This window comes from Streptomyces resistomycificus (genome assembly GCF_001514265.1).
GTDB classification, from domain to species: Bacteria; Actinomycetota; Actinomycetes; order Streptomycetales; family Streptomycetaceae; genus Streptomyces; species Streptomyces resistomycificus.
This window is the reverse complement of sequence record NZ_KQ948989.1, coordinates 892,288-917,180: the sequence shown is the minus strand read 5'-3', so window position 1 is coordinate 917,180 and position 24,893 is coordinate 892,288. Positions and strand designations below refer to the sequence as shown.

The window sequence follows — 24,893 nt, the reverse complement described above, 5'->3', positions numbered from 1 at the left end:
CCACCTTCGCCCGCCCGGCCCGCAAGACCCCCTCTGCCGCTCGAAGTCGAGCGGCACCATCTCAGGGAGAACCCATGAACGACCCCCGTCCCCGCACCGTCCTCGTCATAGGCGGCGGCGCGTCCGGCAACGCCGTGACCGTGCTGCTGCGGCGGGCGGGCGTCGCCGTGGAACTGATCGAGGCCAAGCCCGACTGGAACGTGCTCGGCTCCGGCATCACCCTCCAGGGCAACGCGCTGCGCGTGCTGCGCGAAGTGGGCGTATGGGACAAGGTCCGGGAGAGCGGCTACGCCGTCGACGCCGTCGGCCTGGCCGCGCCCGACGGGACCGTGTTCCACGTCCAGCAGGACATCCGCACCGGCGGGGACGACCTGCCCCCGATCTTCGGCATGCGGCGGCCCCGGCTCCAGGAGATCCTGTGTGAGGCCGTTCTCGAGAGCGGCGCGACGGTACGCCTCGGCACCACCGCCGAGGAACTGGTCCAGGACGCGTCCGGCGTCACCGCCCGGTTCAGCGACGGCACCGAGGGCCGCTACGACCTTGTCATCGCCGCCGACGGCGTCGGCTCCCGCACGCGCGCGATGATCGGCGTCAGCGACAAGCCCGAACCGACCGGCATGGCCATCTGGCGCGTCCCCGTGCCCCGCCCCGAGAGCGTGGAGCGCATGACCCTGGCCTACGGCGGACCGTGCTGCATCGCCGGCTACTGCCCCACCAGCGGGAACACCATCTACGCCTACCTCGTCGAGGCCAACCGCGACCGCGCCTCCATCGACCCCGTCTCGTACGCGGACGAGATGCGGCGGCTGGCCGCGCCCTACGGGGGTGCGTGGCCGGAGATCGCCGCGAGCATCACCGACTCCGCCGAGGTCAACTACACCTGGTTCGAGCGGCTGCTCGTCGAGGGCTCCTGGCACCGCGGCCGGGTCGTCCTGATCGGTGACGCGGCCCACGTCTGTCCTCCCACGCTCGCCCAGGGCGCGGCCATGTCGCTGGAGGACGCCTTTGTACTGGCCGAGATGCTGAGCGAGGAGCAGGACTGGAGTTCCCTCGACGCCCTGCTGACCGGCTTCTACGAACGCCGGATCGACCGTGTCCGCATGGTGGTCGAAGCATCCGTGCAACTCGGTCAGTGGCAGCTGGACGGCGTCCGTGACGCCGACGCGCCCGGTCTGATGGGCCGCACGATGTCCGTCCTGAAGGAAACCCCGTGAACCCCGTGAACCCCGTGAACCCCGTGAACCCCGTGAACTCCGTGAACTCCGTGAACCCAGTGAACCCAGTGGGTCCCCGGAACAGCGCACCCACGATCGACGTCCACGCGCACGTCCTGCTCCCTCAGGTCGAGGACGCCGTCGCCGGACACCCCGGGCTGGCCGCGGCCCGCGATCTCGACGCCCGCCGCAACGGCCCCGAGGCAATCGCCGTCAGCGGCCCGATGTTCCGCGACCGCTTCCCGAAACTGACCGACGTCAAGGCCCGGCTCACCGCGATGGACGCTTCCGGGGTCGACGTCCAGCTGGTCTCGCCGTCTCCCTCGCACTACCACTACTGGGCCGACGAGGACCTGGCCCGCACGGTGTGGGAACTGGCCAACGAGGGCACCGCCGCGCACGTCGCCCAGGCCCCGCAGCGGCTGCACGGCCTGGGCCTCGTCCCGCTCCAGCACCCGGGCCTCGCCGTCGAAGCCCTTGAGCACGCCCTCGGCCTGGGCCTGCGCGGTGTCGAGATCTCAAGTCACGCGCCGGGACGCGAACTGTCGGACCCCGCGTACGAACCGTTCTGGACACGGGCCGCGGAAACCGGCGCGATCCTCTTCCTGCACCCCTTCGGCTGCACGCTCGACGAGCGCCTCAACCGGTGGTACCTGTCCAACACCGTCGGCCAGCCGACCGAGAACGCCGTCGCGCTGTCCCATCTGATCTTCTCCGGAGTCCTGGACCGGCACCCGGGGTTGCGCCTCGTCGCCGCCCACGGCGGCGGCTATCTGCCCAACCACATCGGCCGCTCCGACCACGCCTGGCTCGCCCGCACCGACACCCGAGGCTGCGCGCACCCGCCCAGCAGCTACCTCACGCAGCTGTACTTCGACTCCCTCGTCCACGACCCGGACGTCCTGCGCGAGCTGATCCGGGTGGCCGGCCCCGACCGGGTGCTGCTCGGCTCCGACTTCCCCTTCGACATGGGCACCGACGACCCGCTCGGTGCTCTGCGCGACGTCATCGACCTGCCTGCCCCCCACTTCCACGCCGTACGCGGCGGCAACGCGGCAGCACTGCTGCGTCTCACCTGAGGAGCCCGACATGACCAACCGTCTGCTCACCCACCTGCGACACGTCGACCTGGCCGTGCCGGACTACGACAGGCAACTCGACTTCTACGCCGGCGTCTGGGGCCTGACCAAGGTCGCCGAGGACTCCGGCATCTCCTTCCTGGCCGCCGAGGGCTCCCCCGAGCAGTACATCGTCCGGCTCCGCAAGGCCGAGGAGAAGCGCCTCGACCTCATCTCCTACGGCGCGGCGGAGCCCGCCGACGTGGACACGCTCGCCGAGCAACTCCTCGCGGGTGGAGTGCGGTTGATCTCCCAGCCAGGCAAGGTCGACACCCCCGGCGGCGGCTACGGCTTCCGCTTCTTCGACATCGACGGCCGCACCATCGAGGTCTCGGCCGACGTCGAGGCGCGCCGGCACCGTCGTATCGAGGAGAAGGAGTCCATCCCCGTCCGTCTCTCGCACGTCGTCCTGAACTCCCCCGACATCAACGCCACCCGCGCCTGGTACGAGCAGCACCTCGACTTCCGGCTGTCCGACACGATGACCTTGCCGCACATGGGCGACGTCATGCACTTCATGCGGATCAGCAACCAGCACCACTCCATGGCCATCGCCAGCGGTCCGCACACCTCCCTTCAGCACCTCTCCTTCGAGATGCGCGGCATCGACGAGTACATGCGCGGCTCGGGCCGCGTGATGCGCTCCGGCGCCCGCAAGATCTGGGGCCCCGGGCGGCACATGGCGGGTGACAACACCTTCACGTACTTCCTCGACCCGCACGGCAACACCGTGGAGTACACCACCGAGCTGGAAAAGCTGGACGAGGACACCTGGCACCCGCACATCTACGACCTGACGAAGCCCGAGAACGCCGACCAGTGGGGCACGTCCAACCCGATGAACGAGATGGTCGCCAAGGAGATGCTCAACGACGTCGACCGCGGCGTCTTCGTCGCTCCGCCGGTCTGACCCCTTGATCCCGGGGGCTCGGCGCACTCCCCCCGCCGTGGCATGCCGCCGCGCCCCCGGCCTGTGTCAACCCATCCAGCTCCCTAGGAATGCCATGCGTTTCGCCACGTACGAACAGCACGGCCGCACTCGTCTCGCCACCGTCGAGGACGACGGCACCCTCTCCCCCTGCCCCGGCACGGGGACGCTTCTCGACCTGGTCCAGGCCGGCCCCGAGGCACTGTGCGAGGCGGGCAACGCAAGTGTGGACGTGCCGCGCGGCCCGGACGTCACCCAGGTGCGACTGCTGCCGCCGCTCCAACCGCCGTCCGTACGCGACTTCGTCACGTTCGAGGAGCACGTCGAGGGCGTACGACGCATCATCGACGGAGTCCCGGGCGCCCCGGACGCCTGGTACGACGCGCCCACCTTCTACTTCACCAACCCCTACGCGGTCATCGGCGCTCACGACGACGTCCCGGTGCCACCCGGCAGCCAGGCACTGGACTTCGAACTCGAAGTAGCGGCCGTCATCGGCCGCGAGGGCCGTGACCTCACCCCCGAGCAGGCCCGCGACCACATCATCGGCTACACCATCTACAACGACTGGTCCGCCCGCGACCTCCAGTCCCGCGAGATGCAGGTCAGTCTCGGCCCCTGCAAGGGCAAGGACACCGCCACCACCCTCGGCCCCCACCTCGTCACCGCGGACGAGCTGGAGCCCTACCGCGACAGCGACGGATTCCTGCGTCTGGCGCTGACCGCCGAGATCAACGGCGAGGTCGTCGGCAAGGACCTGCTGTCCAACATGAGTTGGACCTTCGAGGAGATGACCGCATACGCCTCCCGCGGCACCTGGGTCCGCCCCGGCGACGTGCTCGGCTCCGGCACCTGCGGCAACGGCGGCTGCCTCGCCGAACTCTGGGGCGTACGCGGCCGCCAGGACCCGCCGCCGCTCCAGCCCGGCGACACCGTCACCCTCACCGTCGAGGGCATCGGCACCGTCTCCAACACCGTCGTACCCGGGGCCGAACCGGTGGCCGTCCCTCGCGCCCGTAGGCGCCCGCGAACGCGCCCGTGAACCGCGCGGCAAAGAGACCGAGGCTGGGACAGCCGGGACCCGCTCGACGTACACGGGCCACGCGCACACCCTGGGCCTCCTGGTCGGGCACCGACCTCGTAGGGGAGACGCCCGCCCTCACCATCTACCAGGTCAACGACGACCAAGGCTGAGGAACCCACCATGAAGAAGCTTCCCGCCCAGCGCGGCCGCGTCGCCGTCATCGGCGCCGGGCCCGGTGGTATGGCCGCCGCTCTCTCCGTCCACCAGGCCGGCCACGACGTCGTGCTGTTCGAGCGCTACCCGCACGCCAGACCGGCCGGCAACATCCTCAACCTGTGGCCGCCCCCCATCAAGGCACTCGGGCTGCTCGGCGTGAACACCGAGGACCTGGGTGCGCCCTGTACATCCGAGTTCCGCAACGCCCGCGGCCGCCGCCGGGTCCGCGCGGCCCTTCCGGAGCAGGTTGTCCGCGACTACGGCGGCGGCTTCGTCGGCCTGTTGCGCCCCGAGCTGTATGAGCGGCTGCTCGACGCGCTACCCGAGGGAGTCCTGCAGGTCAACCACACGGTGGAGCATGTCGAGCAGGACGAGAACGGTGTTCGACTGCACCTCGCGGACGGACGAGTCCACGAGGCGGACCTCGTGATCGGCGCGGACGGCATCGATTCCCTCGTCCGCCGCACTCTGTGGGGCGACAGCCCCAAGCGCGAGCACAACCTGCACATCTTCGGCGGCTACACCTTCGACGAGAGCGTCGAGACCGAGCCCGGGATGTGCGTCCTCTCCCACACCCGCACGGTGCAGGGGAGTTGGACCGCCATCCGCGACAAGGGACGTGACGGCCACCAGTGGTGGCTACTCGAAGCGTTCGACGCAAGCCGGGAATTCACCGGGGACCTGCACTCGAACGCGACCAGCCTCGGCCAGGCATTCGCCCTTCCGCTCCCCCAGCTGATCGCCGCGACCGACCCCGCGCACGTTCAGCGCTGGGTGATCCGCGACCGCAAGCCGCTGAAGCAGTGGTCCAAGGGCCGCGCCACTCTCGTCGGCGACGCCGCGCACCCCACCTCCCCGTACGCGGGGTACGGCGCCGGTATGGCCACCGAGGACGGCTACTTCATCGGCCGCCGCCTGGCAGGGGTGGACCTGAGCGACTACGCCGCTGTCCGCCAGGCACTCGACGCCTTCGAGGCCCCCCGCAAGCCGCACACCGCCCGGCAGTCCCGGCAGGCGTATGCCCTCGGACAGGTCTTCCATCACGCGCCGCGCGCTCTGCAACCGATCCGGGACGCGATCCTGGACCGCACCCCGCTGATGCAGAAGGTGGTCGGTGACTCCACCCCAAGTTCGATCCTCACTCAGCTCGGCGAGATCGACCGGGCCGAAGCCCGCTTCACCGCGGTCCTCGGCCTCGGCGAGTCGCACGACACCGCTCCCTGAACCATGTGGGAGTCCGCCGGGGCACCACCGCCACCCACCCTCACCCGGCGGTGACGGCTGCGCCCGCCGACAATGCGCGTCGAAGGCAACAGAGTTGGGCGCCGACAACCGACACATCGGCACCCGATCGGGAATCGCACTGTCACAAGACCAAATGGGAACGCTTGCGGAAGCGACGACGCACGACGAGTGGAAGGAGAGGCACGGCCACCACCACGGTCGCTGGAGCGCGTACTCGGCCGGGGGTTGTTCGATGCCGTTCACGACCGCGCGCACCGTGTAGTCGGCGGAGTTCGCGGCGCTGGCGTCCCAGTGGTTCGTCGAGGTGGTCAGGGGCGAGGGGTTGAGTCTGGTGAGGCCACGGTAGACGCTGCCACATGTCCGGTCCGTGGCCGGCCACCGCCACGACACCGGGTTCACGCCGCCGGTGTGGACGCCGGTCAGGCCCCGGTCGAGGCGTTCCACCTGCGCGTGGTCGCCGCCTGCGCGTTCTGCGGCAGGCCGGTGAGTGTGGAAAGAGACATTGTGGTGGCGGCCGTCAGACCGCCGGTCAACCGCGTACGTGGCGGCGTTGGAATCGCCATGGGCACGTTTCGCTGTGCGGACGCAGGTGCGAGTCGGTCACGATGACCTCCGGTGGGGGGAAGCGCGAGGGTGGCGGCCTGCCGACTGATCTGGGAACGCTCCCATTCGCTGCGAGGGTAGAAATCTGCCGATAGCCCGTCAAGGCTTCTGTTGAGCTTTTCTGTTTGAGCGCGTTCGGATGCGAGCGGGCGAGGTGTCCAGTGCGCAGCGGCGTCCATCGCCATCTCTCTCCGGAAATCGCACCTGAACTGGGCTGACTCCCGCAGATGCAGGCAGTTCCCGGCCAATGAGAGGCGGCGCTTGCCGCCCACAGGATCGAACTGCTTCCCGCGAATACTGGTGAGCAATGGTTGACAGGTTCGTGTCCGATCGAGAAGCTGCTGTTGCACGCCAAGCTCGTCGTGATGCGATTGCGCCCCTGGGTCGCAAGGTATCCGTGATCGTTCACAGTGCCGACCTGGAGGAGCGACCCCGGCAGGCCAAGGCCGCCTCCGTCGACATGCGTCGCCCGCAAGCTGCATTGCATCGCCCCTCGCCGCCTCGGGCCTTTGCATCTCCACATCAGTGGTGACAGGAGACATCTCCATGGGTGAGTTACGGCTGGTGGGCTCGACCTTCGCGGTGGTTCCGGACCACCGTGCGAGTTGGAGCCGCGTCGGTTCGCCCACTGGGGCCCGGTCTGCCTTGAGCACGACCGGTGCTCGCCCGAGGGCATCGTCAGCGTTCAACCAGAGCAGCCGTTCGCGATATCTGTTCGGTCACCGCCGGAGCGATCAGGGGGTTGGCCGCTCGCTCGGAAGGTGGTGCACACGCCCATGGCAGTGTCACGAAGACGGCTCCTGGTCCTGGGCGCCGGAGCGGCCGCAGGAGGGTTCTGGACGGCCGGCTGCGGGTCGCAGCGCTCGCTCGGCGACTCGGATGAGATCACGCTGTGGACCTGGGACCGGTCGGTGAGCGACGAGTTGGTCGCCCGGGCAGAGACGAAGGGCATTCCCGGGGCCGAGGGCTTCAGACTCAGCCGCACCAACATCGGCGGCCATTTCAACACCAAGGTGCGTACCGCGCTCGCCGGCAAGTCGCTGGTGCCGGACATCATCGGCATCAACTCCGACGTGGCCACCTACTTCCCCAACCAGGACGTGTTCGTCGACCTGAACGACTTCGGCGCGGCCGAGCTGAAGAGCCGGTACCTGGACTGGAAGTGGAAGGAGTGCATCACGCCCGAGGGCCGGATGATCGCGTTCCCCATGGACACCGGCCCCACCGGGCTGTTCTTCCGCACCGACCTGCTTCGGGAAGCCGGGATCACCACCGACCCGAAGGAGCTGGCCGCCCGGGCCCCGGACTGGGACGGCTTCATCGCCCTGGGCAAGGAGCTGCAGAAGTCCCGGAAGCGCGCGGTGATCTGCCCCAACATCCGCCACGTCTGGAGCATCCGGCTCGGCCAGCTGGCCAGGAAGTTCATGACCGAGGACGGCCGGTACGTCGGCGACCGGGACGAGCTGCGCGAGGCATTCGAACTGGCCTACCGGGTCGGCAGGGACGGCCTGTCGGCCGGCGCCCCGGAGGGCTCCACCGACTTGTACGGCGTGGTCACCAGCGGCCGCCAGCCGGTCGGCATCGGCGCGGTGTGGTGGGGCCTCGCCTTTCCGGAGTCGGCCGCGCCGAAGACCGAGGGCGAGTGGCGGGTGGCCGACCCGCCCGGCGGTGCCGGCAACGTCGGCGGCTCGTTCCTGGCGATCACCAAGTACTCCAAGAACCCCGAAGCGGCCTACCAGTTCATCACATGGCTGCAGTCTCCGGAGAACCAGGTCAAGGCCTTCACGGAGATGTCGCTGTTCCCGTCCTCCCCGCGTTCCTTCGCGAGGCCGGAGATGCGTGAGCCCCGGCCCTTCTACGGCGGGCAGCGCACCATCGAGGTGTTCGGCCCGTCGGCGCGGCAGGTCAAGACCGTCTACAAGAGTCCGTACGACCGGGTGATGGACCCCGTGTTCGCCGCCGAGCTCGCCAACGTGGAGTCCGGCAAGAACGTCGACACGGCATGGAGGGACGCCCAGGACACCATCGAGCGCGAGCTGACCCGCGAGGGGGTGATCTGAATGGGCCTCGCCGATGCGCCACCCGGGACGACCGTCAAGCGGCGCGGGAGCGCCGTGGGGCCGCCGCCGGACGGGTCCAGACCGCTGCCCGGCTGGCGCCGCTACTGGCCGATGTACACGGCGGTCTCCCCGTTCTTCATCCTCTTCGCCGTCTTCGGTATCTTCCCGGTCGGCTTCTCCGTCTACCTGTCGTTCATGTCGTGGGACGGCATCGGAGAGATGCGGTCGATCGGCTGGGAGAACTACGCGTACCTGCTGACCGACCCGCACTTCTGGCAGTCGATCGGCAACACCCTGATCATCTGGGTCCTGTCCACCGTCCCGATGATCTTCCTGGCGCTGGTCATCGCCTACGCGCTGCACACCGCCGTGCGGTTCAGGGCGTTCTACCGGGTGGCCTACTTCGTCCCGAACATCACCTCGATCGTGGCGATGACCCTGGTGCTCGGCTCGGTCTTCAGCGACAGCTCCGGGCTGCTCAACAGCGCGCTGCGGGCGATCCACGCCGGCGAGGTCGGCTGGCTGTCCGACCCGTGGGCGATGAAGCTCTCCGTGGCGGCGATCACCACCTGGCGGTGGGTCGGCTACAACGCCATCATCTGCCTGGCCGGTCTTCAGGCCATCTCCAGCGACGTGTTCGAGGCGGCCAAGGTCGACGGCGCCGGCAACCGCCAGACCTTCTTCCGGATCACCCTCCCCATGCTCCGTCCGGTGATCCTGTTCGTCACCGTCACCTCCACCATCGGCGGGCTGCAACTGTTCACCGAGCCGCAGGTGCTGTTCCCGCTGGACGACAACGGGAACGTCGGCGGGCCCGGCGGCGAGGCCACCACCATCGTGCTCTACCTGTACCAGCAAGCGTTCGTCTTCAACCGGTTCGGCTACGGCGCGGCCGTCGGCTGGGCGTTGTTCCTCCTGATCGCGGTGTTCTCCGTCATCAACTGGCGGCTGATCGGCGGCCACGACGAGGACGCGATCGGCACCGGCAAGCGGAAGGGGAAGTCCCGTGCGCGCTGAGACGGCCGCCAGGTCGCGGACGATCGTGGGCCACGCCGTACTCCTGCTGGGCGTGCTGATCACGATCTTCCCGTTCTACTGGATGTTCGTGATGGCCTCGAACAGCACCGGGGACATCTTCGCCTACCCGCCCAAGCTGGTCCCCGGTCCCCACCTGTGGGAGAACATGACCAAGGTGTTCGACGGGATCGACTTCTGGCAGTCGATGGGCATCACCGTCGTGGTCGCCACAGCCGTGACGTTCCTGGTGCTGCTCCTCGACTCGCTGGCTGCCTTCGCCTTCGCCAAGTACGACTTTCCCGGGCGGAGGGTGCTGTTCTGGATCGTGCTGGCCACCTTCATGATTCCGATGCAACTGGCGCTGGTGCCGCAGTTCGTCACCCTGGCCTGGCTCGGCTGGGTCGGCTCGCTCAAGGCGCTGATCATTCCCGGTGCGGCCAACGCGTTCGGGATCTTCTGGATGCGCCAGTACGCGCAGGGGGCGATCGCCGACGAGCTGATCCAGGCGTCGAGGGTCGACGGGGCCGGGTTCTTCCGCCAGTGGTGGACGGTGGGGTTGCCGGTGCTGCGCCCGGGGCTGGCGTTCCTGGGGATCTTCACCTTCTTCCACATCTGGAACGACTACCTGTGGCCACTGATCGTGATGACCGACCCGGGGAAGGTGACGCTGCAGGTGGCCGTGCAGCAGCTGAACGGCGTCTACACCACCGACCAGTCGATGGTCATCGCCGGAGCGCTCATGTCGGTGATCCCGCTGATCGGGGTCTTCCTGATCGGCTCACGCCACTTCATCGCCAATCTGGCCGCCGGCGCCATGAAGTTCTGAAGAAGCGAGCGTGTGGTCCGCGCCGCCCGAAAAGCAGTCTCCGCACCTGCGTCGAGTTCGTCAGGCAGGCATGAGCCCTGCCGCTGCGTGGGAAATCACCTGACTCGGGAGATGACGCTGTGAGAACCGCGAAGTTCGTCACCCCTGCCCTCCTGCTCTCGGTGGTCACGGCGAGTTCCGTCGCCATGGCCCCCGGCCCGGCGTCCGCGAGAGCCGCAGCGGCCGGAAACACCTACTATGTCGCTCCGAACGGGAACGACAGCGCAGCAGGTACGCAGGCCGCTCCGTGGGCATCGGTCGCCCGCGCGCAGGCCGTCGCCACGGCGGGTGACACGGTCTACTTCCGAGGCGGCACCTACGCCTACACCCGCGCGAACAGCGCCTGTTCGAGCCAGACCGCCAGAGTCGACGCGATCACCCTCAACAAGAGCGGCAGCTCGGGCAACCCGATCCGGTACGTGGCCCAGCCGGGCGAGAAACCGGTCTTCGACTTCTCGCGGATGACGGACAACTGCCGCATCAAGGGCTTCGACGTCACCGGCAGCTGGATCCACCTCAAGGGACTGGAAGTCAAGGGCGTTCCGCAGAACAACAACCGGAACGCCGAGTCCTGGGGGATCTGGGTCTCCGGCAGCAACAACGTCTTCGAGCAACTCAACATCCACCACCACATGGGCACCGGCCTGTTCATCAGTGGCGGTGGCGGCAACCTCGTCCTCAACTCGGACTCGCATGACAACTACGACCTGCGCAGCAACGACGGTCCTGGCGAGAACGCCGACGGGTTCGGTTCGCACTACACGCCGGCCGGCCGCACCGCGAACGTGTTCCGGGGCTGTCGCGCGTGGTGGAACGCCGATGACGGGTTCGACCTCATCTCCACCTACTCGCCCGTGATCATCGAGAACTCGTGGGCCTGGCGCAACGGGTACGTGCCGGGGACGACGACGCCGTCCGGCAACGGAGCCGGCTTCAAGTCGGGCGGCTACGGCGGCGACTACGAGGCGAACGCGCCCAAGCACACCGTCCGTTTCTCGGTGGCGTTCCTCAACAAGGCGGCCGGCTTCTACGCCAACCACCATCCGGTGGCCAACGACTTCTTCGACAACACCGGCTACGGAAACCACCCCAACTTCAACATGCGTGGCGTCGACTCGAGCGGCGCCGCCGTCGGCCGGGGCAACCTGCGCAACAACATCGCCTACACGGGAACGCCGACGTCGTACATGACCGGCACGAACGCGGCGTACAACTCCTGGAACCTCGGCGTCCCCCTGTCGGACTCCCAGTTCCAGAGTGTGTCGACATCGGGCTGGGACGCGCCCCGCCAGACCGACGGAAGCCTGCCCGTGCTGCCACACCTCCGTCTCGCGGCGAACAGCGCCCTGATCGACAGGGGCACCGACGTGGGACTGCCGTTCAGTGGAAACGCGCCGGATCTCGGCGCCTTTGAGAACGATGGAAGGTGACTCTATGAGGCAAAGATCGCGCGTCGTTTCGAAGTACTGGAAGGTGGCCGCCGCCACACTGTTGTCCGTGGCGTTGGCGGCACCGCTCTCGGCGAGCACCGCTGCGGCGGAGACACCCGCAACGACGACATCGGCCTCGAAAGCCTCGGCGACAGCGCTCCAGGACCAGGGTGCCGCTGCTGGACCGGTGGATCGCGGCCTCGAGTACCTGGTGTCCGACTACCAGACACGCACTCCGACGAAGTACACGGCTGACTCCTGGAAGCCCTTCGCCAAGGCGTTGACCGCCGCGGCCGATGTCGCCGGCGACACGTCGGCCACCACGTCGGACGTCGCCGACGCGAAGACGGCCCTGATGACCGCCGCCGCCGATCTGAAGGCCGCCGACGAGGGCACGTTCCAGACCATCACGAACAACACCTTCTGGAACGACACCAGCGGCAACCCCATCTACTCGCAGGGTGGTGGGGTCTTCAAGTTCGGCGACACCTACTACTGGTACGGCGTGCACTACACCGGCGCCGAGCTCTACCGGGCCAACCCGACGAGGAAGTACGACGGCAACGTCAGCTTCGCCTCGATCCCCGTGTACTCGTCCAAGGACCTGGTGAACTGGAAGTTCGAGAACCGCGTCGCGACGCGCTCCACCGGCGTGGGCAGCGGCGCCAACCTGGGTGGTGCCGGCTGGGTCGGGCGGCTCGGCGTCTCGTACAACGAGAACACCGGCAAGTACGTGCTCGCCGTGCAGATGTGGCACACGGGCAGGGGCGGGCACGGCGTTCTGCTGCTGCAGGGTGACTCCCCCACCGACACCTTCGACTACGGCTACTTCCAGACCCAGATCACCAACTCGCCCACGACCGGCACCGGGGATCAGACCGTCTTCACCGACGACGACGGCAAGGACTACCTGATCTTCTCCAACCGCGAAGGACGCTCTCGCGGCTTCGTGGCCAAGTTCCGGGAGTCCGACTCGCTGCGGATCGAGCCAGCCGTGCAGATCCGCAGCGGTGCCGGTCGCGAGGGCAACGCCATGTTCAAGCTCGACGGCAAGTACTACCACGCGGCGTCGGACCTGCACGGCTGGAACACCTCGGTCAACTACGTCAACGAGTCGACCGGCGGCAACGTCCAGGGCTCCTACAGCAGCGAGTACGTCCTTGCCGGCACCGAGATGGACTACAGCCACGTGACCCAGACCGGCTTCTTCGTGACGGTCAAGGGCACCAAGCAGAACACGGTGATCTACGCCGGCGACCGCTGGGCCGACTTCGCCTGGAACGGCATCGGGTACAACCAGTGGGTGCCGATCACCAAGACCGGCGCACGGCCACAGTTCCACTCGGTGAGCCAGTGGCAGTTCAACGCCACCACCGGGGAGTGGCGCGTCGGGCAGGCGAACAACCACATCCTCAACCCCGACATCCAGGCCGACCGCATCATCGTCTCCAGCGTGCGCGGATGGCGGAACCTCGGCGGTTCGGTGACCAACGTCAACGGTGGTGTGAACGGGTCTCGCTTCGCCCTCCAGGTGAGCAACAGCGGCGGCGTCGAGCAGCGGATCGAGTCGGTGCCCGCAGGCACCTACACCCTGTCCCTGCACGCTCGGGGTAGCGCCGGACAGGTCGTGATCACCGGCGCCAACGGCAGCCGCACCCTCAGCATCCCGGCGTCGAGCGGGTGGGCCAAGCGCGAACTCACCGGCATAGCGCTGCCCGGCGGGGCCGCCACCGTCACCGTACGGGCGTCGGGTTCGGGCGGCGTCATCGTCGACCAACTCTCACTGGTCAAGACCTCTGCCGACGCGCCATCGGGACAGCGTTACGAGGCGGAGACCGCACCGGCCCAGTGCCAGGGCACGATCGACTCGAACCAAGCGGGCTATTCCGGTAGCGGATTCTGCAACGGCACCGCCGCCGCGGGGGCCTTCGCGCAGTTCACGGTCACCTCGGCGGCCGCCGGCAGGGCGACGGTGGGGGTCAGGTTCGCCAATGGCGCCACTGACGCCGCGAGGCCGGCGAACCTGATCGTCAACGGATCCACGGTGGGGACGGTTTCGTTCGAGTCCACCGGTGCCTGGACGACGTGGTCGACCAAGACCGCGACCGTCCCGCTGAACGCCGGCAGCAACACCATCCGGTTGGATCCGACCACGGCAGCCGGACTGCCCAACGTCGACTACCTCGATGTCGGTGCCGCGACCGGCTGACCTCCCCCGCTCTGCCGGTCTTCTCGACCGGCAGAGCGTGCGGGGTCGCGTCCTTGCGACCACGACACCGTCACCTCGTCAGGAGAAGGAATGAGCATCAAGCGTCCGGCCCGGGTCATCGCGGGCACGACGACGTTGGTCACCATGGTGTCCGCGACGTTACTCATGGTGCCCGCGCCGGCCCATGCGACCTTCGGGACCGCGGACATCAAGCCGATCGAGAGCAACATCGCTGCCAAGGACTGGGCCTCGGCGACAGCCGGCAGCGGCGCGTCGAACGCCGGACTGGCCATCGACGGCGACCCGACGACGTCCTGGTACCCCGGTCGTGCCGGCGCCCGGCAGTGGCTCACCGTCGACCTCGGTGGAACCTACGACAACCTGCGCAAGGTCAAGGTGATGTTCCCGGACCGTGGCGTGGCCCACCGGTACGTCGTCGAGGCCTCATCCGACGGTCGCCGGTGGAAGACCATCGCCGACAGGTCCCACAACAGAGCCGTGTCGCGTGGGGAGGTGCACCTGTTCACCCGGCCGGGAACGCGCTTCGTCCGGCTGGTGTTCACCGGTGGGCCGGGTGGTGCGCGGGCCGGTGTCAGCGAGCTCCAGGTGTTCAACTACCTGCGCGACGACCTTACCATCGGCGCCGATCTGTCCTGGATGGACGACGTCCAGGACCAGCAGTACTGGGTCGACCCCCTGGCCCAGGACCGCGGCGCCGGGCCACACCTGCTCGACGTGGCCAAGGATCGTGGCATGCAGCACACCCGGCTGCGGATATTCAACGAACCGCGCAGCGAGAGCACCGGTCTGCCGACGCCGATACCGCGCCAGGGTCCGGAGCGCTCACTGGTCTCGGCGAAGGGGATCAAGCAGCGGGGCATGGGCCTGGGGATCGACTTCCACTACGCGGACTCATGGGCGGACCCGAGCAAGCAACCCAAACCGCGCGCCTGGGCCGAGCTGGAGTTCGCGGATCTGTCCCGGGCCGTGTACGACTACACCGCCGACTATCTGAAGCGGTTGGTCCGGCAGGGCACCACGCCGGAGAAGGTGGCCGTCGGCAACGAGATCATCAATGGCTTCATGTACGGCAGCGAGGCGGCCCACATCGGCACGACGAATCCGCCGTACTTCGTCGACCAGGCCGATGTCTACCAGTCGAAGCCCGGCGGCGGCCTGCTGTGGAAGTACTGGCGGTCAACCGACCCTGCGGAGCAGAAGCTCTACGACCAGTCGTGGGACCGGTTCACGACCCTGGCCGCAGCCGGGATCAAGGCCGTCCGCGACGCGTCACCGAAATCCAAGGTCGAGATACACGTGATCGTCGACAAGGACAAGCTCGCCAAAACCATGGAGTTCTGGCACCAGTTCCTCACCCGGGTGAAGGCAAAGGGCCAGAACCCTGACGTGCTGGCCATCTCGTACTACCCGGAGTGGCACGGTACGCCCGAGGCGCTGGATCGCAACCTGAACACCATGGCCACCACCCATCCCGGCTACGAGATCGACATCGCCGAAACCGCCTACCCCGCCTCGGGAGGCGACGGCTCACCGTTGCCCAACTCACCCTACCCGCGAACGATTCAGGGCCAGGCGGACGCCATCCGGAGGGTGTTCCAGGCCGCGAACGACGTCGTCGACAACCGAGGTTCAGGTGTGCTGGTGTGGGAGCCGGCCGGCTATCAGCCGATGTTCCGGGCCGTGCCCGGACTGGCGAACACCTGGGAGCCGCACGCGTCCATCAACGTCTTCAACGCCAGCCGCGCCAAGCACATCCTCCAGGACACCATCCACACCGCCACCGTGGTGGGAACCGCCCCGAAGCTGCCCTCCTCCATCCGCATGCTCACCACCGCCAACAACACGATCACCGGTGTCCCCGTCCGCTGGCAGTCGTTGCCACCTGGCGCGACCGACAGGCCGGGTGAGGTGACGGTCACCGGAATGACCGGCACAGGACCGGTCAAGGCGGTCATCGACGTCGTGCCCGGACACGGCGAACACGACTGACCACCTCAGACGGGCTTGCCGACGTCGAGGCTCTCCACGGCGGCGAGCTCGTCCGACCGTTCGCGCACCAGATGGGCCACCCGGTGCAGCACGCGGGCGCGAGGTTCGGCCTTGCCAGCTCGGCCTGCTGTCAAGTGGCGCGCCTTCGCGGTCCGTGCTCCCACCGGCCCGGCAGGTTTCCGTCCGATAGACCGAGGAGAGTCAGGACATTCGTCGCTGTGCACAGGTACTTGAACTCTCAAGAATTGGTCCAGGAGCCCAGCCGGACCGGCACGGCCCGTCTTGTTTTCCGTGGAAGGACGATCGATGACAGGTTCTCTCGCACGCAGGCAGCTTCTCGGCGCGGGCATCGCCCTGGGAACGACGGCCCTGATCGGTGGTACGGCACAGGCCGCCCCGGGCACCGCCAGATCCTGGCCCGGGGAGTTCTCCCTGCCCAACGGCTGGGGGCCGGAGGGAGTCGCGATCGGCTCCGCGCCGTACGCCTACTTCGGATCGATCGCCACCGGCGGCGTGTACCGGGTGAACCTCGCGAGCGGCAAGGGCAAGGTCGTCCACCGCGGCCTGGGGCGCATGACGGTCGGCCTGAAGGTCGACTCCTGGGGCCGGCTGTTCCTGGCGGGCGGCAGCAGTGGCGAACTGCGGGTCGTCGACGCCCACAGCGGCGCGCTGCTCGCCGACCACGTGGTCGCAGGGGAGGGCAGTTTCGTCAACGACGTCCTGCTCACCCGCGACGCCGCCTGGTTCACCGAGTCGTTCAGCGCACGGCTTTTCAAGCTGCCGCTCGGCAGGAAGGGGCGTATCGGCGCCCCGGAGAGCCTTACGCTGAGCGGTGACTGGGTGCAGTCCGGTTTCACGTCCAACGGAATCTCACTCACCCCCGACGGCAGCGCCCTGCTCGTCACCAACGCGGCCGTGGACGGCGGTTCGCTGATGCGCGTCAACCCCCGCACCGGCGTAGCCCGCAAGGTAGACCTGGGTGACACCACGCTGCCCAGCGGCGACGGGCTCGTACTCGTCGGCCGCACCCTCTACGTCGTCCAGCCCAACCCCAACCAGGTGGACGTGATCCGGCTCAACCGGTCGGGTACGCGGGGCACCGCGGTCGGGGTGATCAGGGACGACCGCTTCGACCTGCCCACCACGGCCGCCGCCTACCAGGGTCGGCTGTACCTCCCCAACTCCCGCTTCACCACCCCGGACCGGGATGAGAACACCCCTTACAACGCGGTGTCCGTGCCGTTGGTGTGACGTACGGCCGGAGCACGGCTGGACCCTGTCCGCTCGAAGCGGGCGGGGTCCAGCCGTGCTCGCAGTTTCTATGTTCCTCGGTGACGATCCGCTGGCCGGTGTCCGGGTCGAGGACGAGGATGGGGCGCAGACCTGAGCGGCCTGCCACTGCCCCTGTTACGGACCTGGGGGCCGTAAGAGGGGCCGCGTGCGTCAGGCCTCCTCAACGGCTTCCAGATCGAGGGGTGTGGGCCTGAAGTCCTGGAGTCGGTCCGCATAAGCGCCTGCGAAGAGTTCCGCGACCGATCCGGCGGTCCAGCCGTCCTGCCGGAACCGCTCCTCGACCTCACCGGGGTGCGTCCACAGGGCGATCCGGTCGCCTCCCGCCGCGATGGCCTGTCCGGTGACGTGGGCCGACTCCTTGGACGCGAGGTACACGATCACCGGTGCCACGTCTTCCGGCGATCCCAGCCCCTGCCGCCGGATGGCGTCGGGAACGGGCTCCCCGGCATCGACCTTCGCCACGAGGTCACCGACCCGGGGCATGGTCGCCACCATGCGGGTCAGCGCGGTCGGCACGATGGCGTTGACGGTGACATCGATCTTCGCGAGCTCGAGCGCCCAGGTGCGCGTCATCGCGACGATCGCGCCCTTGGACGCCGAGTACGCGGTCTGGCCGAAGCTGGCGCGCTGCCCAGCCGGTGATCCCACCAGGATGAGCCGACCGCCCTCGCCCTGTTCGCGGAAGCGGGCAGCCGCCGCGCGACCGCAGGTGAACGTGCCGCGCAGATGACTGTTGACGACGAGGTCGAAGTCGTCGTCGGTGGCGTTGCGCAGGGTCCGGTCGCGCAGCGCACCGGCGTTGGTGACCATCACGTCCAGTCGGCCGAACTCGTCGACCGCGCGCCGCACCAGCGCGTCGGCGAACTCGGAACCTCCGACCGCACCGACATGGGCGACGGCCGTTCCGCCCGCGTCCGTGATCAGGTCGACCGTCTCCGTGGCCACATCGGCGTCCAGGTCGTTCACGACGACGGCGGCACCCGCCGCGGCCATCGCGCGAGCATAGGCACGTCCCAGGCCTCGGCCCGAACCTGTGACGATGGCGACTTTGCCGTCGAGCATGCTGTCCTCCTGAACTGGGGGCGATAGGGCGTCTCCCCTGAGCGTAGGAACGCCTGGGCCCGTGAGGATCCCGCTGATGACGGCACCTGCGGCCGACCTGTGTCCCGGCCGGTCCGGGACATCCGTCGCGGTCGGCAGGGCGGTCAGCCCTTCGGGGGCACCAGTCCTTGCCGCACCGCGAGCAACGCGGCCTGGGTGCGGGAGGTGAGCCGGAGTTTGCGCAGAACGTTGCTCACGTGGGTGCGGGCGGTGCGCTCGCTGATCACCAACTCGTCGGCGATCTGCTGGTTCGACCGGCCCTCGGCGACGAGGACGAGGACGTCGCGTTCCCGGCTGGTGAGCGAGGCGATCCCGGTCGGCGGCGAAACGATCTCCTGGGTGAGTCCCCTGGCCACCGCGGGGTCGAGGAAGACCTCGCCCCGGGCGGCCGCGCGGATCGCGGCGACCACCTCACTTGCGTCGGCGTCCTTGAGCAGGTAGCCGGCGGCCCCCTGCGCGAGCGCCGCATGAACGCGTTCCATCTCGCCGAAGCTGGTGAGCACCACAAGTCGGAGACCAGGGTGGCGCTGCTTGATCGCTCCGATCGCCGTCGCCCCGTCCATCTTGGGCATGAGCAGGTCCATCAGGACCACGTCCGGCAGTTCCTGGTGAGCGGCCATCACGTCGAGCCTGGTGAGTGCCTCCTGGCCGTCGGCCGCCTCCGCGGCCACTTCCATGTCGTCCAGGACTTCGAGGTAGGCGCGGATTCCGCGGCGTACGACGGCGTGGTCGTCGACGATCAGGACCCGGACCGGGCGGGGTTCTCCGTTTCCCGGAGCGGAACCGCCGATGGGATGCTCCCTGATCCCTCCGAGCCCGGGGGCGACTCCGGCACTCGTACGGGAAGGGGTATGACGACCCGTACGGTCGTGCCGCTCCTCGCGCCGGATCTGATCCTCATGGTGCCGCCCCATCGCTCTGTCCTTTCCCGCATGGTCCTCAGTCCGTAGCCGTGGTGTCCGGTGGCAGTGGCCGCCTCGGCGTCCTCGTTCTCCTGTGCGGCCCGGCGCCCGCCGGATTCCGTGATCCCGCGGCCGTCGTCGCGGATGGTGGCGGTCAGGGTGTGGTCGTACACGGCGAGGCGGATGCTGACGGTGGTGGCCTCCGCGTGTTTGACCACGTTGTGGATGGCCTCCCCGACGATCCGGTACATGTCCTCGGCCAGTTCCGGTTCGACCGTGTCCACTTGTCGTCCGCACTCCAGCCGGATGCTGAGGCCCGTCCGGTTCTCGGTGCTTTTGACGAGCGTGGTCACCGCGTCCTCAAGGCCGAGCCGGAGGGAGGAGGCGGGACGTAGCTCGTGCACCATGGCCCTCAGGTCGGCGAGGACGGTTCGCGAGAGGGTCCCGACCTCGTCCGCGAAGGCCCGGACCGCTTCCGCCGACACCGCTTCGCCCCGCGCGCCCAGCACTCCCACGGCGTTGGCCTGCATGCCGATGGAGAACACCTGCTGCACGATCGAGTCGTGCAGGTCGCGGGCGAGGCGCTGACGCTCGTTGCGGCGGGCGCCCTCGCGCTCACGCTGAAGCAGCATGGCGTGGTCGACGGCGAGGGCGGCCTGTTCCGCCATGGCGGCGAGGAACTCCAGGGTCCGGCTCCCGATTTCCTGCCCGGGGGCGAAGTAGGCGTTCAGCACCCCCTCGGGACGACCGCGCGCCATCAACGGCACACTGACGAAGGAGTCCCAGTTCAGCTCCCCGAGGTAGGCGTGCAGCGGTTCCCAGGCCGGGTCCTCGAGGATCTGGGTCCACCGGTGCGGGACGACGATCGGCCTGCGCTCCCTCAGGGTGTCCAGCATGCACAGCCGGGCACCCCGGTCACGGCACTCCAGCAGACGGTCGAGGAACGCGTCCCAGTGGCGCAGTCCCGCGGAGCCCATCAGCCGCAGTTCCCGGCCGGTGCTGTCGAGGGTGAGGATCTGCACGCCGGCCAGGCCGTCCGCCTGGACGATCTGCTGGGCCACGGCGTCCAGTGTGGAGCCGAGCGAGCCCTCCGAGGCCAGTGCGATCGACGTCCGGGCGATCGCCGCGATCCTGCGCTGCCGGTGCCATTCGTCGGTGACGTCGCGGAACGACACCACCGTGAACTTCGGGTCGGCCGGCAGACTGCGGGCGCGGTAGGCGAACTCGCGTCGGGGCCCGCGGGCGGGCTCCCAGTGGGCCACCTGCTCGTCCGACCGGACCTCCAGCAGCCCCGCGCGGCACTCGGCGGCTCCCTCCACCAGGGTGAACGGGGACGGCGTACCGATGAGGTCGCCCTCTGTGTCCGCCCGAAGCAGCGCGGCCGCCGCCGGGTTCAGCCGTACGAACCGGCCCACGCAGTCCAGAACGGCGAGGCCGTCCGGCGCGACGGCGGCGATGTCGTCCCACCCCACGAGCGGCGACGCGGACATGACCGTTCTCCTCAACATCGACGAAGAACCCGCCCCGCAGACTGCTGTGCGATAGGGACGCGTTCGAAAACCGCGGGCCTGCGTCGTACGGGGGCCGGTTGGGGGACGACGGCGACTTGCGCCCGGCCACAGCATCGTAGCCCGGTGTATTCGAGGTGGTCCTACGTCATTCGACCTGTTCGTCGGCGGGTCGAAGCGCCGAGCCGCTTCAGTCATTGCTCGCGTTCCCCGCGGGGAGGGCGCCTGCCTAGGTTGAGAGGAAGCCCCGCGGATCGTTACTCCCCCCAAAGGATCCGCGGGGCCCTACGAGCGGCCTGCTCGGCCGTGCGCTCCGCGTAAGCCATCGAGGACGAGGAGGTCCGAGACGTGAACGTGTCCATCGGCACGATCTGGGAGGCGGTCTGCCGCGCGCTGCCCGATGCCGTCGCCATCACGGAACCCGGTCGTGAGACCACGTACCGGAAGTTCGACGAGCGCGCGTCACGGCTGGCCGCCGCACTGGAAGCCGCCGGGGTGGGCGAGGGCGACACCGTGGCCTGCTATCTGTACAACGGCGCCGCCTACCTGGAGACGGTCTTCGCCGCCTTCAAGCTGGGTGCCGTACCGGTGAACGCCAACTACCGCTACACCGGCGAGGAACTCTCCGAACTGCTGACCGACGCCGACGCCGCCGTGCTCGTCTTCAGCGGCGCCCTGGCCGACCGCGTCACGCATGCAGCGAAGCATGTGCGCACACTGAAGCTGCTGGTGAGGGTGGGTGAGCCGCCCGCCGACGGTCCGGGCGGGCCAGCGGTACCCGAACTGGAGGAGCTGCTGACCGCGCACGCGCCGCGCGAGCCTCGGCGACGGCCCGGAACGGACCAACTGTTCATGTACACCGGCGGGACCACGGGCAAGCCGAAGGGCGTCATATGGCAGCTGAGCGACCTGCTGCACGCCCACGTGGTCCCGTTCTACCACCCGCTCGGAGTCACCGAGCTCCCCGCAAGCCTCGACGAGGCCGTGGCCGTCGCCGTCGAGGCACGCCACGAAGGCCGCGCGCCGACCACGATGCCCGTCGTACCCCTGATGCACGCCACCGGGCTGTTCAACACCATGGGCGCCCTGATGACAGGGGGCCGGGCTGTCACCACACGAGCGGGCGGCCTCGGCCCGGAACATGTCTGGCACATGATCGCCGAGCAGCAGGTCGATACGGCCATCGTCGCGGGCAACGCCGTGTGCCGCCCGCTCGTCGACGAACTCCTGCGGGCTGAGAAGGCCGGGACGCCGCACGACCTGCGCTCGTTGCGCAGGATGATCAGCTCCGGCACCGCGCTCAGCGATCCGCTCAAGAAGGCACTGCACGAACGTGCCGACGTCACCATCACCGAAGCCATCGCATCGAGCGAAGGGGGCCCTTTCGCCTTCGCGATCACCTCCTCGGCAGAGGATCTGCCCTCGCGTTTCCACCCCGTTCCGGCGACGCGGGTGATCGGCCCCGACGACCGCTTTCTCGAACCAGGCAGCGAGGAGACGGGCGTCCTCGCCTATTGCGGGCCCATGCCGCTCGGCTACTACAAGGACACCGAGAAGAGCGCGAAGGCGTACCGCACCATCGAGGGGGTCCGGTACGCGATCCCCGGCGACCTGGCTCGACTTGAGGCCGACGGCGCGATCCGGTTCCTCGGACGTGGTTCGGGCGTGATCAACACGGGCGGGGAGAAGGTGCACCCGCAGGAGGTGGAGAACGTACTGCTGGGGCACCCCGAGGTGACGGACTGTGCCGTCGTCGGCGTCCCCGACGAGACCTGGGGCGAGCGTGTGGCGGCCGTCGTGGCGGTCCAACCGGGCAGTACCGTCACCGGTCACGAACTGCGCGACCTGGTCCGGCGGAGTCTCGCCGGGTACAAGGTGCCGCGTTCCATCGTCCTGACGGACAGACTGCCGCGGACCCCGACCGGCAAGCTCGAGACCGCCTGGGCCAGGAAGACGGCCCAGGAAGCCGGCTCGGGCGACGGAACGTGACCGTGACGTCTGCCTCGGCTCGCGCGGTGCCGACCTGCTTCGAGCATCCGGAGGGCCTCCACCGCAGTGGCGACATGGTCCCGCATGGCCGCTTCGGCCGTCGGGTCCTTGGCGGTGATCGCCTCGATGATCCGCTGGTGCTGAGGCAGCGACACACGGGCCCGCCCCGGCACCAGGGAGAGCACGAATCGGTACCGCACCACCTGGGCCCGCAGCCGTTCGAGAACCTGGTCGGCCGCCTTGAGGCCGGCGATGTCGCGCCCGTCATTCGGACGGCCTCGGCGAAGCTGTTCTCCCCGACGCGCGCTCCGCGGTCGCGCTCGATCTCGACCAGCGCCTCCGCCGCCGGCAGCCGGAGTGCCGACCTGACGCCGGCGCGGCCGGCGCCGAACCGACGGCACTGCGCACCACGCCGGTCACCCCACTCGATCCCAAGGAGTCCTGATGACCTCCCCCACCTCCACTCCGTCCGAAGGGGCGCTGCTGGTGATCAGCGCGCACGCGGGCGACTTCGTCTGGCGGGCCGGCGGACCTCGGCCTCTCGCACGGAACCATGGGAGAGGCGTACCTGCGGCTCTACCGCAGACGACGGGTGTTCTGGCGTGACGGCACAGGGCGGGACGGGTGTCCAGGGGGCTACGCACATCTGGGTTCCCTTCCGGGACACGTCCCTTTACGTGCAGTTCGCGGACGAACCCGACGCGGCGAACGGACCGGCCCCGACGTACGACCGCCGGAGCGTGTTGGCCGATGCCGTCGCCGAGGACGCGCTGACACGCGACGACCGCTACGGCGTACCGATGTGGCGCACCGACGTCCGACGGCTGCACGCCGTCGTGGAAGCCCTCTGGAACGAGGACGACCGCCAGGTGCGGATCCATCTCGACCAGGCTCCGCGGCCCGACGGGCTTGCCGGGACACCCGGCCCGCGCGACGGATGACGTAGTCGGGGCCACGACCATGCGCCGCCCCGATCCGGTCATTCGAGCGATGACCTGGGCGTTGTCCGGTGGCTAGCGTCGATCGTGGCGCCGCCGACCGCGGCCGGAGCGATCCCTGCCGACCGTACCGAGGAGATGACCAACGTGACGAGCCCCCCAACCACCGCCCCGGACACGCACACCCTCGGTTCCGCCGAGGCCGGAACACCGTCCGCCGCCCGGCGCGGCACCGATTTCGAAGGCACCGCCACCGTATTGGCCCGCCGGACGGTGGCGGACGGTGTCGTGTCGCTGGAACTCGCAGCGAGCTCCGGCGAACCGCTGCCGCCCTGGCAGCCGGGAGCACACATCGACGTCGTCCTGCCCACGGGCGTCACCCGGCAGTACTCGCTCTGCGGCCCGGTGAAAGACACGGCCCGCTGGCGCGTGGCGGTGCTCCGAGAGCCCGACGGACGCGGTGGATCGCAGTGGATCCACGACCACCTCGTGGAGGGCGGCGAACTCCGGGTGCGCGGCCCGCGCAACAACTTCCCGTTGCGGCCGGCGGCCCGGTACCTGTTCGTCGGCGGCGGCATCGGCATCACCCCCCTGCTCCCGATGATCGCCGAGGCCGAGGCGGCGGGCGCCGAGTGGTCCCTGCTCTACGGGGGCCGCACGCGCGCGTCCATGGCGTTCCTGCCCGAACTGGAGGGCTACGGCGAGCGCGTGACCGTACGTCCGCAGGACCAGTACGGTCTGCTCGACCTCGCCGGTTTCCTCGGCGATCCGGACCCGTCCGCCCTGGTGTACTGCTGCGGCCCCGCGGGGCTCATCGACGCGGTCGAGGCACACTGCGCCGGCCGGCCGACCGGAGCGCTGAACGTCGAGCGGTTCGCCGCGGCGGCCGTGCGACAGCCGGCGGACGACGAGGCAGAGCAGCCGATCGAGGTGGAACTGCGGGCGTCCGGGACGACGTTGACCGTGCCGCCCGGGCTGTCGGTCCTCAAGGCCGTGGAGCAGGCGGGCGTCCCCGTCCTGTCGTCCTGCGAGGAAGGCATCTGCGGCTCGTGCGAGACGCCCGTCCTGGAGGGCGAGGTCGACCACCGCGACTCACTGCTCACCGACGACGAGCGGGCAGCGAACGACACGATGCTGATCTGCGTCTCCCGCGCTCGGGGCCGACGCCTCGTCCTGGATCTCTGATACCTCGCCAATTCGACAGGTGGACCGCCCCGTTGGGC

The 24,893-nt window shown here is 69.0% G+C and carries 19 protein-coding genes and 2 pseudogenes; 15 read left to right on the top strand and 6 right to left on the bottom strand.

What is annotated here, in order from left to right:
- Positions 1–74 precede the first annotated feature (74 nt).
- From AQJ84_RS09050 to AQJ84_RS09030, 5 genes are all read left to right on the top strand, one after another.
- Complete coding sequence (locus AQJ84_RS09050; protein ID WP_030039783.1) at positions 75–1,214, top strand: FAD-dependent oxidoreductase; 1,140 nt, start codon at positions 75–77, stop codon at positions 1,212–1,214.
- A 68-nt stretch (positions 1,215–1,282) separates the two neighbouring features.
- The gene (locus AQJ84_RS09045; RefSeq protein WP_030039784.1) at positions 1,283–2,293 is read left to right on the top strand and encodes an amidohydrolase family protein; all 1,011 of its coding nucleotides are present in this window, start codon (positions 1,283–1,285) and stop codon (positions 2,291–2,293) included.
- Positions 2,294–2,303: 10 nt separating this feature from the next.
- Positions 2,304–3,242, top strand: a complete 939-nt coding sequence (locus AQJ84_RS09040; RefSeq protein WP_053190129.1) for a VOC family protein — start codon at positions 2,304–2,306, stop codon at positions 3,240–3,242.
- Positions 3,243–3,336: 94 nt separating this feature from the next.
- Entirely contained in the window at positions 3,337–4,302 is a 966-nt protein-coding gene (locus AQJ84_RS09035; protein ID WP_053190128.1) for a fumarylacetoacetate hydrolase family protein, read from the top strand.
- Between the two features lie 162 nt (positions 4,303–4,464).
- Complete coding sequence (locus AQJ84_RS09030; RefSeq protein WP_037802686.1) at positions 4,465–5,724, top strand: FAD-dependent oxidoreductase; 1,260 nt, start codon at positions 4,465–4,467, stop codon at positions 5,722–5,724.
- 294 nt (positions 5,725–6,018) lie between these two features.
- On the opposite strand, the pseudogene AQJ84_RS44690 reads toward AQJ84_RS09030, so the two are convergent.
- A pseudogene (locus AQJ84_RS44690) lies at positions 6,019–6,135 on the bottom strand (hypothetical protein); the annotation flags it as partial.
- Between the two features lie 989 nt (positions 6,136–7,124).
- Between AQJ84_RS44690 and AQJ84_RS09025 the strand changes: the two are divergent.
- The 6 genes from AQJ84_RS09025 (at position 7,125) to AQJ84_RS09000 (ending at position 15,939) form a co-directional block, all read left to right on the top strand.
- On the top strand, positions 7,125–8,408 hold the full coding sequence (locus AQJ84_RS09025; RefSeq protein ID WP_030039788.1) for an ABC transporter substrate-binding protein: 1,284 nt from the start codon (positions 7,125–7,127) through the stop codon (positions 8,406–8,408).
- Positions 8,409–9,425: a carbohydrate ABC transporter permease gene (locus AQJ84_RS09020; protein WP_030039789.1), complete on the top strand. Its 1,017-nt coding sequence runs from the start codon at positions 8,409–8,411 to the stop codon at positions 9,423–9,425.
- Positions 9,415–10,251: a carbohydrate ABC transporter permease gene (locus AQJ84_RS09015; RefSeq protein ID WP_030039790.1), complete on the top strand. Its 837-nt coding sequence runs from the start codon at positions 9,415–9,417 to the stop codon at positions 10,249–10,251. Before AQJ84_RS09020 ends, AQJ84_RS09015 begins: the two co-directional genes overlap by 11 nt.
- Positions 10,252–10,370: 119 nt before the next feature.
- A complete protein-coding gene (locus tag AQJ84_RS09010; RefSeq protein WP_030039791.1) occupies positions 10,371–11,720 on the top strand; it encodes a right-handed parallel beta-helix repeat-containing protein in 1,350 nt (449 codons plus the stop codon).
- Positions 11,721–11,907: 187 nt separating this feature from the next.
- Positions 11,908–13,929 carry a family 43 glycosylhydrolase gene (locus AQJ84_RS09005; protein ID WP_053190127.1) on the top strand — a complete coding sequence of 674 codons (2,022 nt, stop codon included), beginning with the start codon at positions 11,908–11,910 and terminating at the stop codon, positions 13,927–13,929.
- 90 nt (positions 13,930–14,019) lie between these two features.
- Positions 14,020–15,939, top strand: coding sequence for a glycosyl hydrolase 53 family protein (locus tag AQJ84_RS09000; protein WP_030039793.1), 1,920 nt, complete (start codon positions 14,020–14,022; stop codon positions 15,937–15,939).
- A 5-nt stretch (positions 15,940–15,944) separates the two neighbouring features.
- Here the strand turns inward: AQJ84_RS09000 and AQJ84_RS42955 are convergent, their stop codons facing one another.
- Entirely contained in the window at positions 15,945–16,073 is a 129-nt protein-coding gene (locus AQJ84_RS42955) for an aldehyde dehydrogenase family protein (RefSeq protein WP_128092243.1), read from the bottom strand.
- A gap of 172 nt (positions 16,074–16,245) precedes the next feature.
- Here AQJ84_RS42955 and AQJ84_RS08995 point away from each other — a divergent pair, with 172 nt between their 5' ends.
- Positions 16,246–17,190 carry an NHL repeat-containing protein gene (locus AQJ84_RS08995; RefSeq protein WP_030039794.1) on the top strand — a complete coding sequence of 315 codons (945 nt, stop codon included), beginning with the start codon at positions 16,246–16,248 and terminating at the stop codon, positions 17,188–17,190.
- A 192-nt stretch (positions 17,191–17,382) separates the two neighbouring features.
- Here AQJ84_RS08995 and AQJ84_RS08990 read toward each other — a convergent pair whose 3' ends face one another.
- From AQJ84_RS08990 to AQJ84_RS08980, 3 genes are all read right to left on the bottom strand, one after another.
- Positions 17,383–18,294, bottom strand: a complete 912-nt coding sequence (locus AQJ84_RS08990) for an SDR family NAD(P)-dependent oxidoreductase (RefSeq protein WP_030039795.1) — start codon at positions 18,292–18,294, stop codon at positions 17,383–17,385.
- A gap of 143 nt (positions 18,295–18,437) precedes the next feature.
- On the bottom strand, positions 18,438–19,124 hold the full coding sequence (locus AQJ84_RS08985; RefSeq protein ID WP_051869792.1) for a response regulator: 687 nt from the start codon (positions 19,122–19,124) through the stop codon (positions 18,438–18,440).
- Positions 19,073–20,725 (bottom strand): sensor histidine kinase, encoded by a 1,653-nt coding sequence (locus AQJ84_RS08980; protein WP_030039797.1) that lies wholly within the window; start codon positions 20,723–20,725, stop codon positions 19,073–19,075. The genes AQJ84_RS08985 and AQJ84_RS08980 overlap by 52 nt, the downstream gene beginning before the upstream one ends.
- Before the next feature lie 366 nt (positions 20,726–21,091).
- On the opposite strand from AQJ84_RS08980, the gene AQJ84_RS08975 reads away from it, so the two are divergent.
- Positions 21,092–22,732 carry an AMP-binding protein gene (locus AQJ84_RS08975; protein WP_030039798.1) on the top strand — a complete coding sequence of 547 codons (1,641 nt, stop codon included), beginning with the start codon at positions 21,092–21,094 and terminating at the stop codon, positions 22,730–22,732.
- Positions 22,733–22,860: 128 nt separating this feature from the next.
- Here AQJ84_RS08975 and AQJ84_RS44685 read toward each other — a convergent pair.
- Positions 22,861–22,932: pseudogene (locus AQJ84_RS44685) on the bottom strand (GntR family transcriptional regulator); the annotation flags it as partial.
- Between the two features lie 402 nt (positions 22,933–23,334).
- On the opposite strand from AQJ84_RS44685, the gene AQJ84_RS08970 reads away from it, so the two are divergent.
- Both AQJ84_RS08970 and AQJ84_RS08965 read left to right on the top strand, forming a co-directional pair.
- Positions 23,335–23,673: a hypothetical protein gene (locus AQJ84_RS08970; RefSeq protein ID WP_051869777.1), complete on the top strand. Its 339-nt coding sequence runs from the start codon at positions 23,335–23,337 to the stop codon at positions 23,671–23,673.
- Positions 23,674–23,817: 144 nt separating this feature from the next.
- Positions 23,818–24,855, top strand: a complete 1,038-nt coding sequence (locus AQJ84_RS08965) for a PDR/VanB family oxidoreductase (RefSeq protein ID WP_107082592.1) — start codon at positions 23,818–23,820, stop codon at positions 24,853–24,855.
- Positions 24,856–24,893 lie beyond the last annotated feature (38 nt).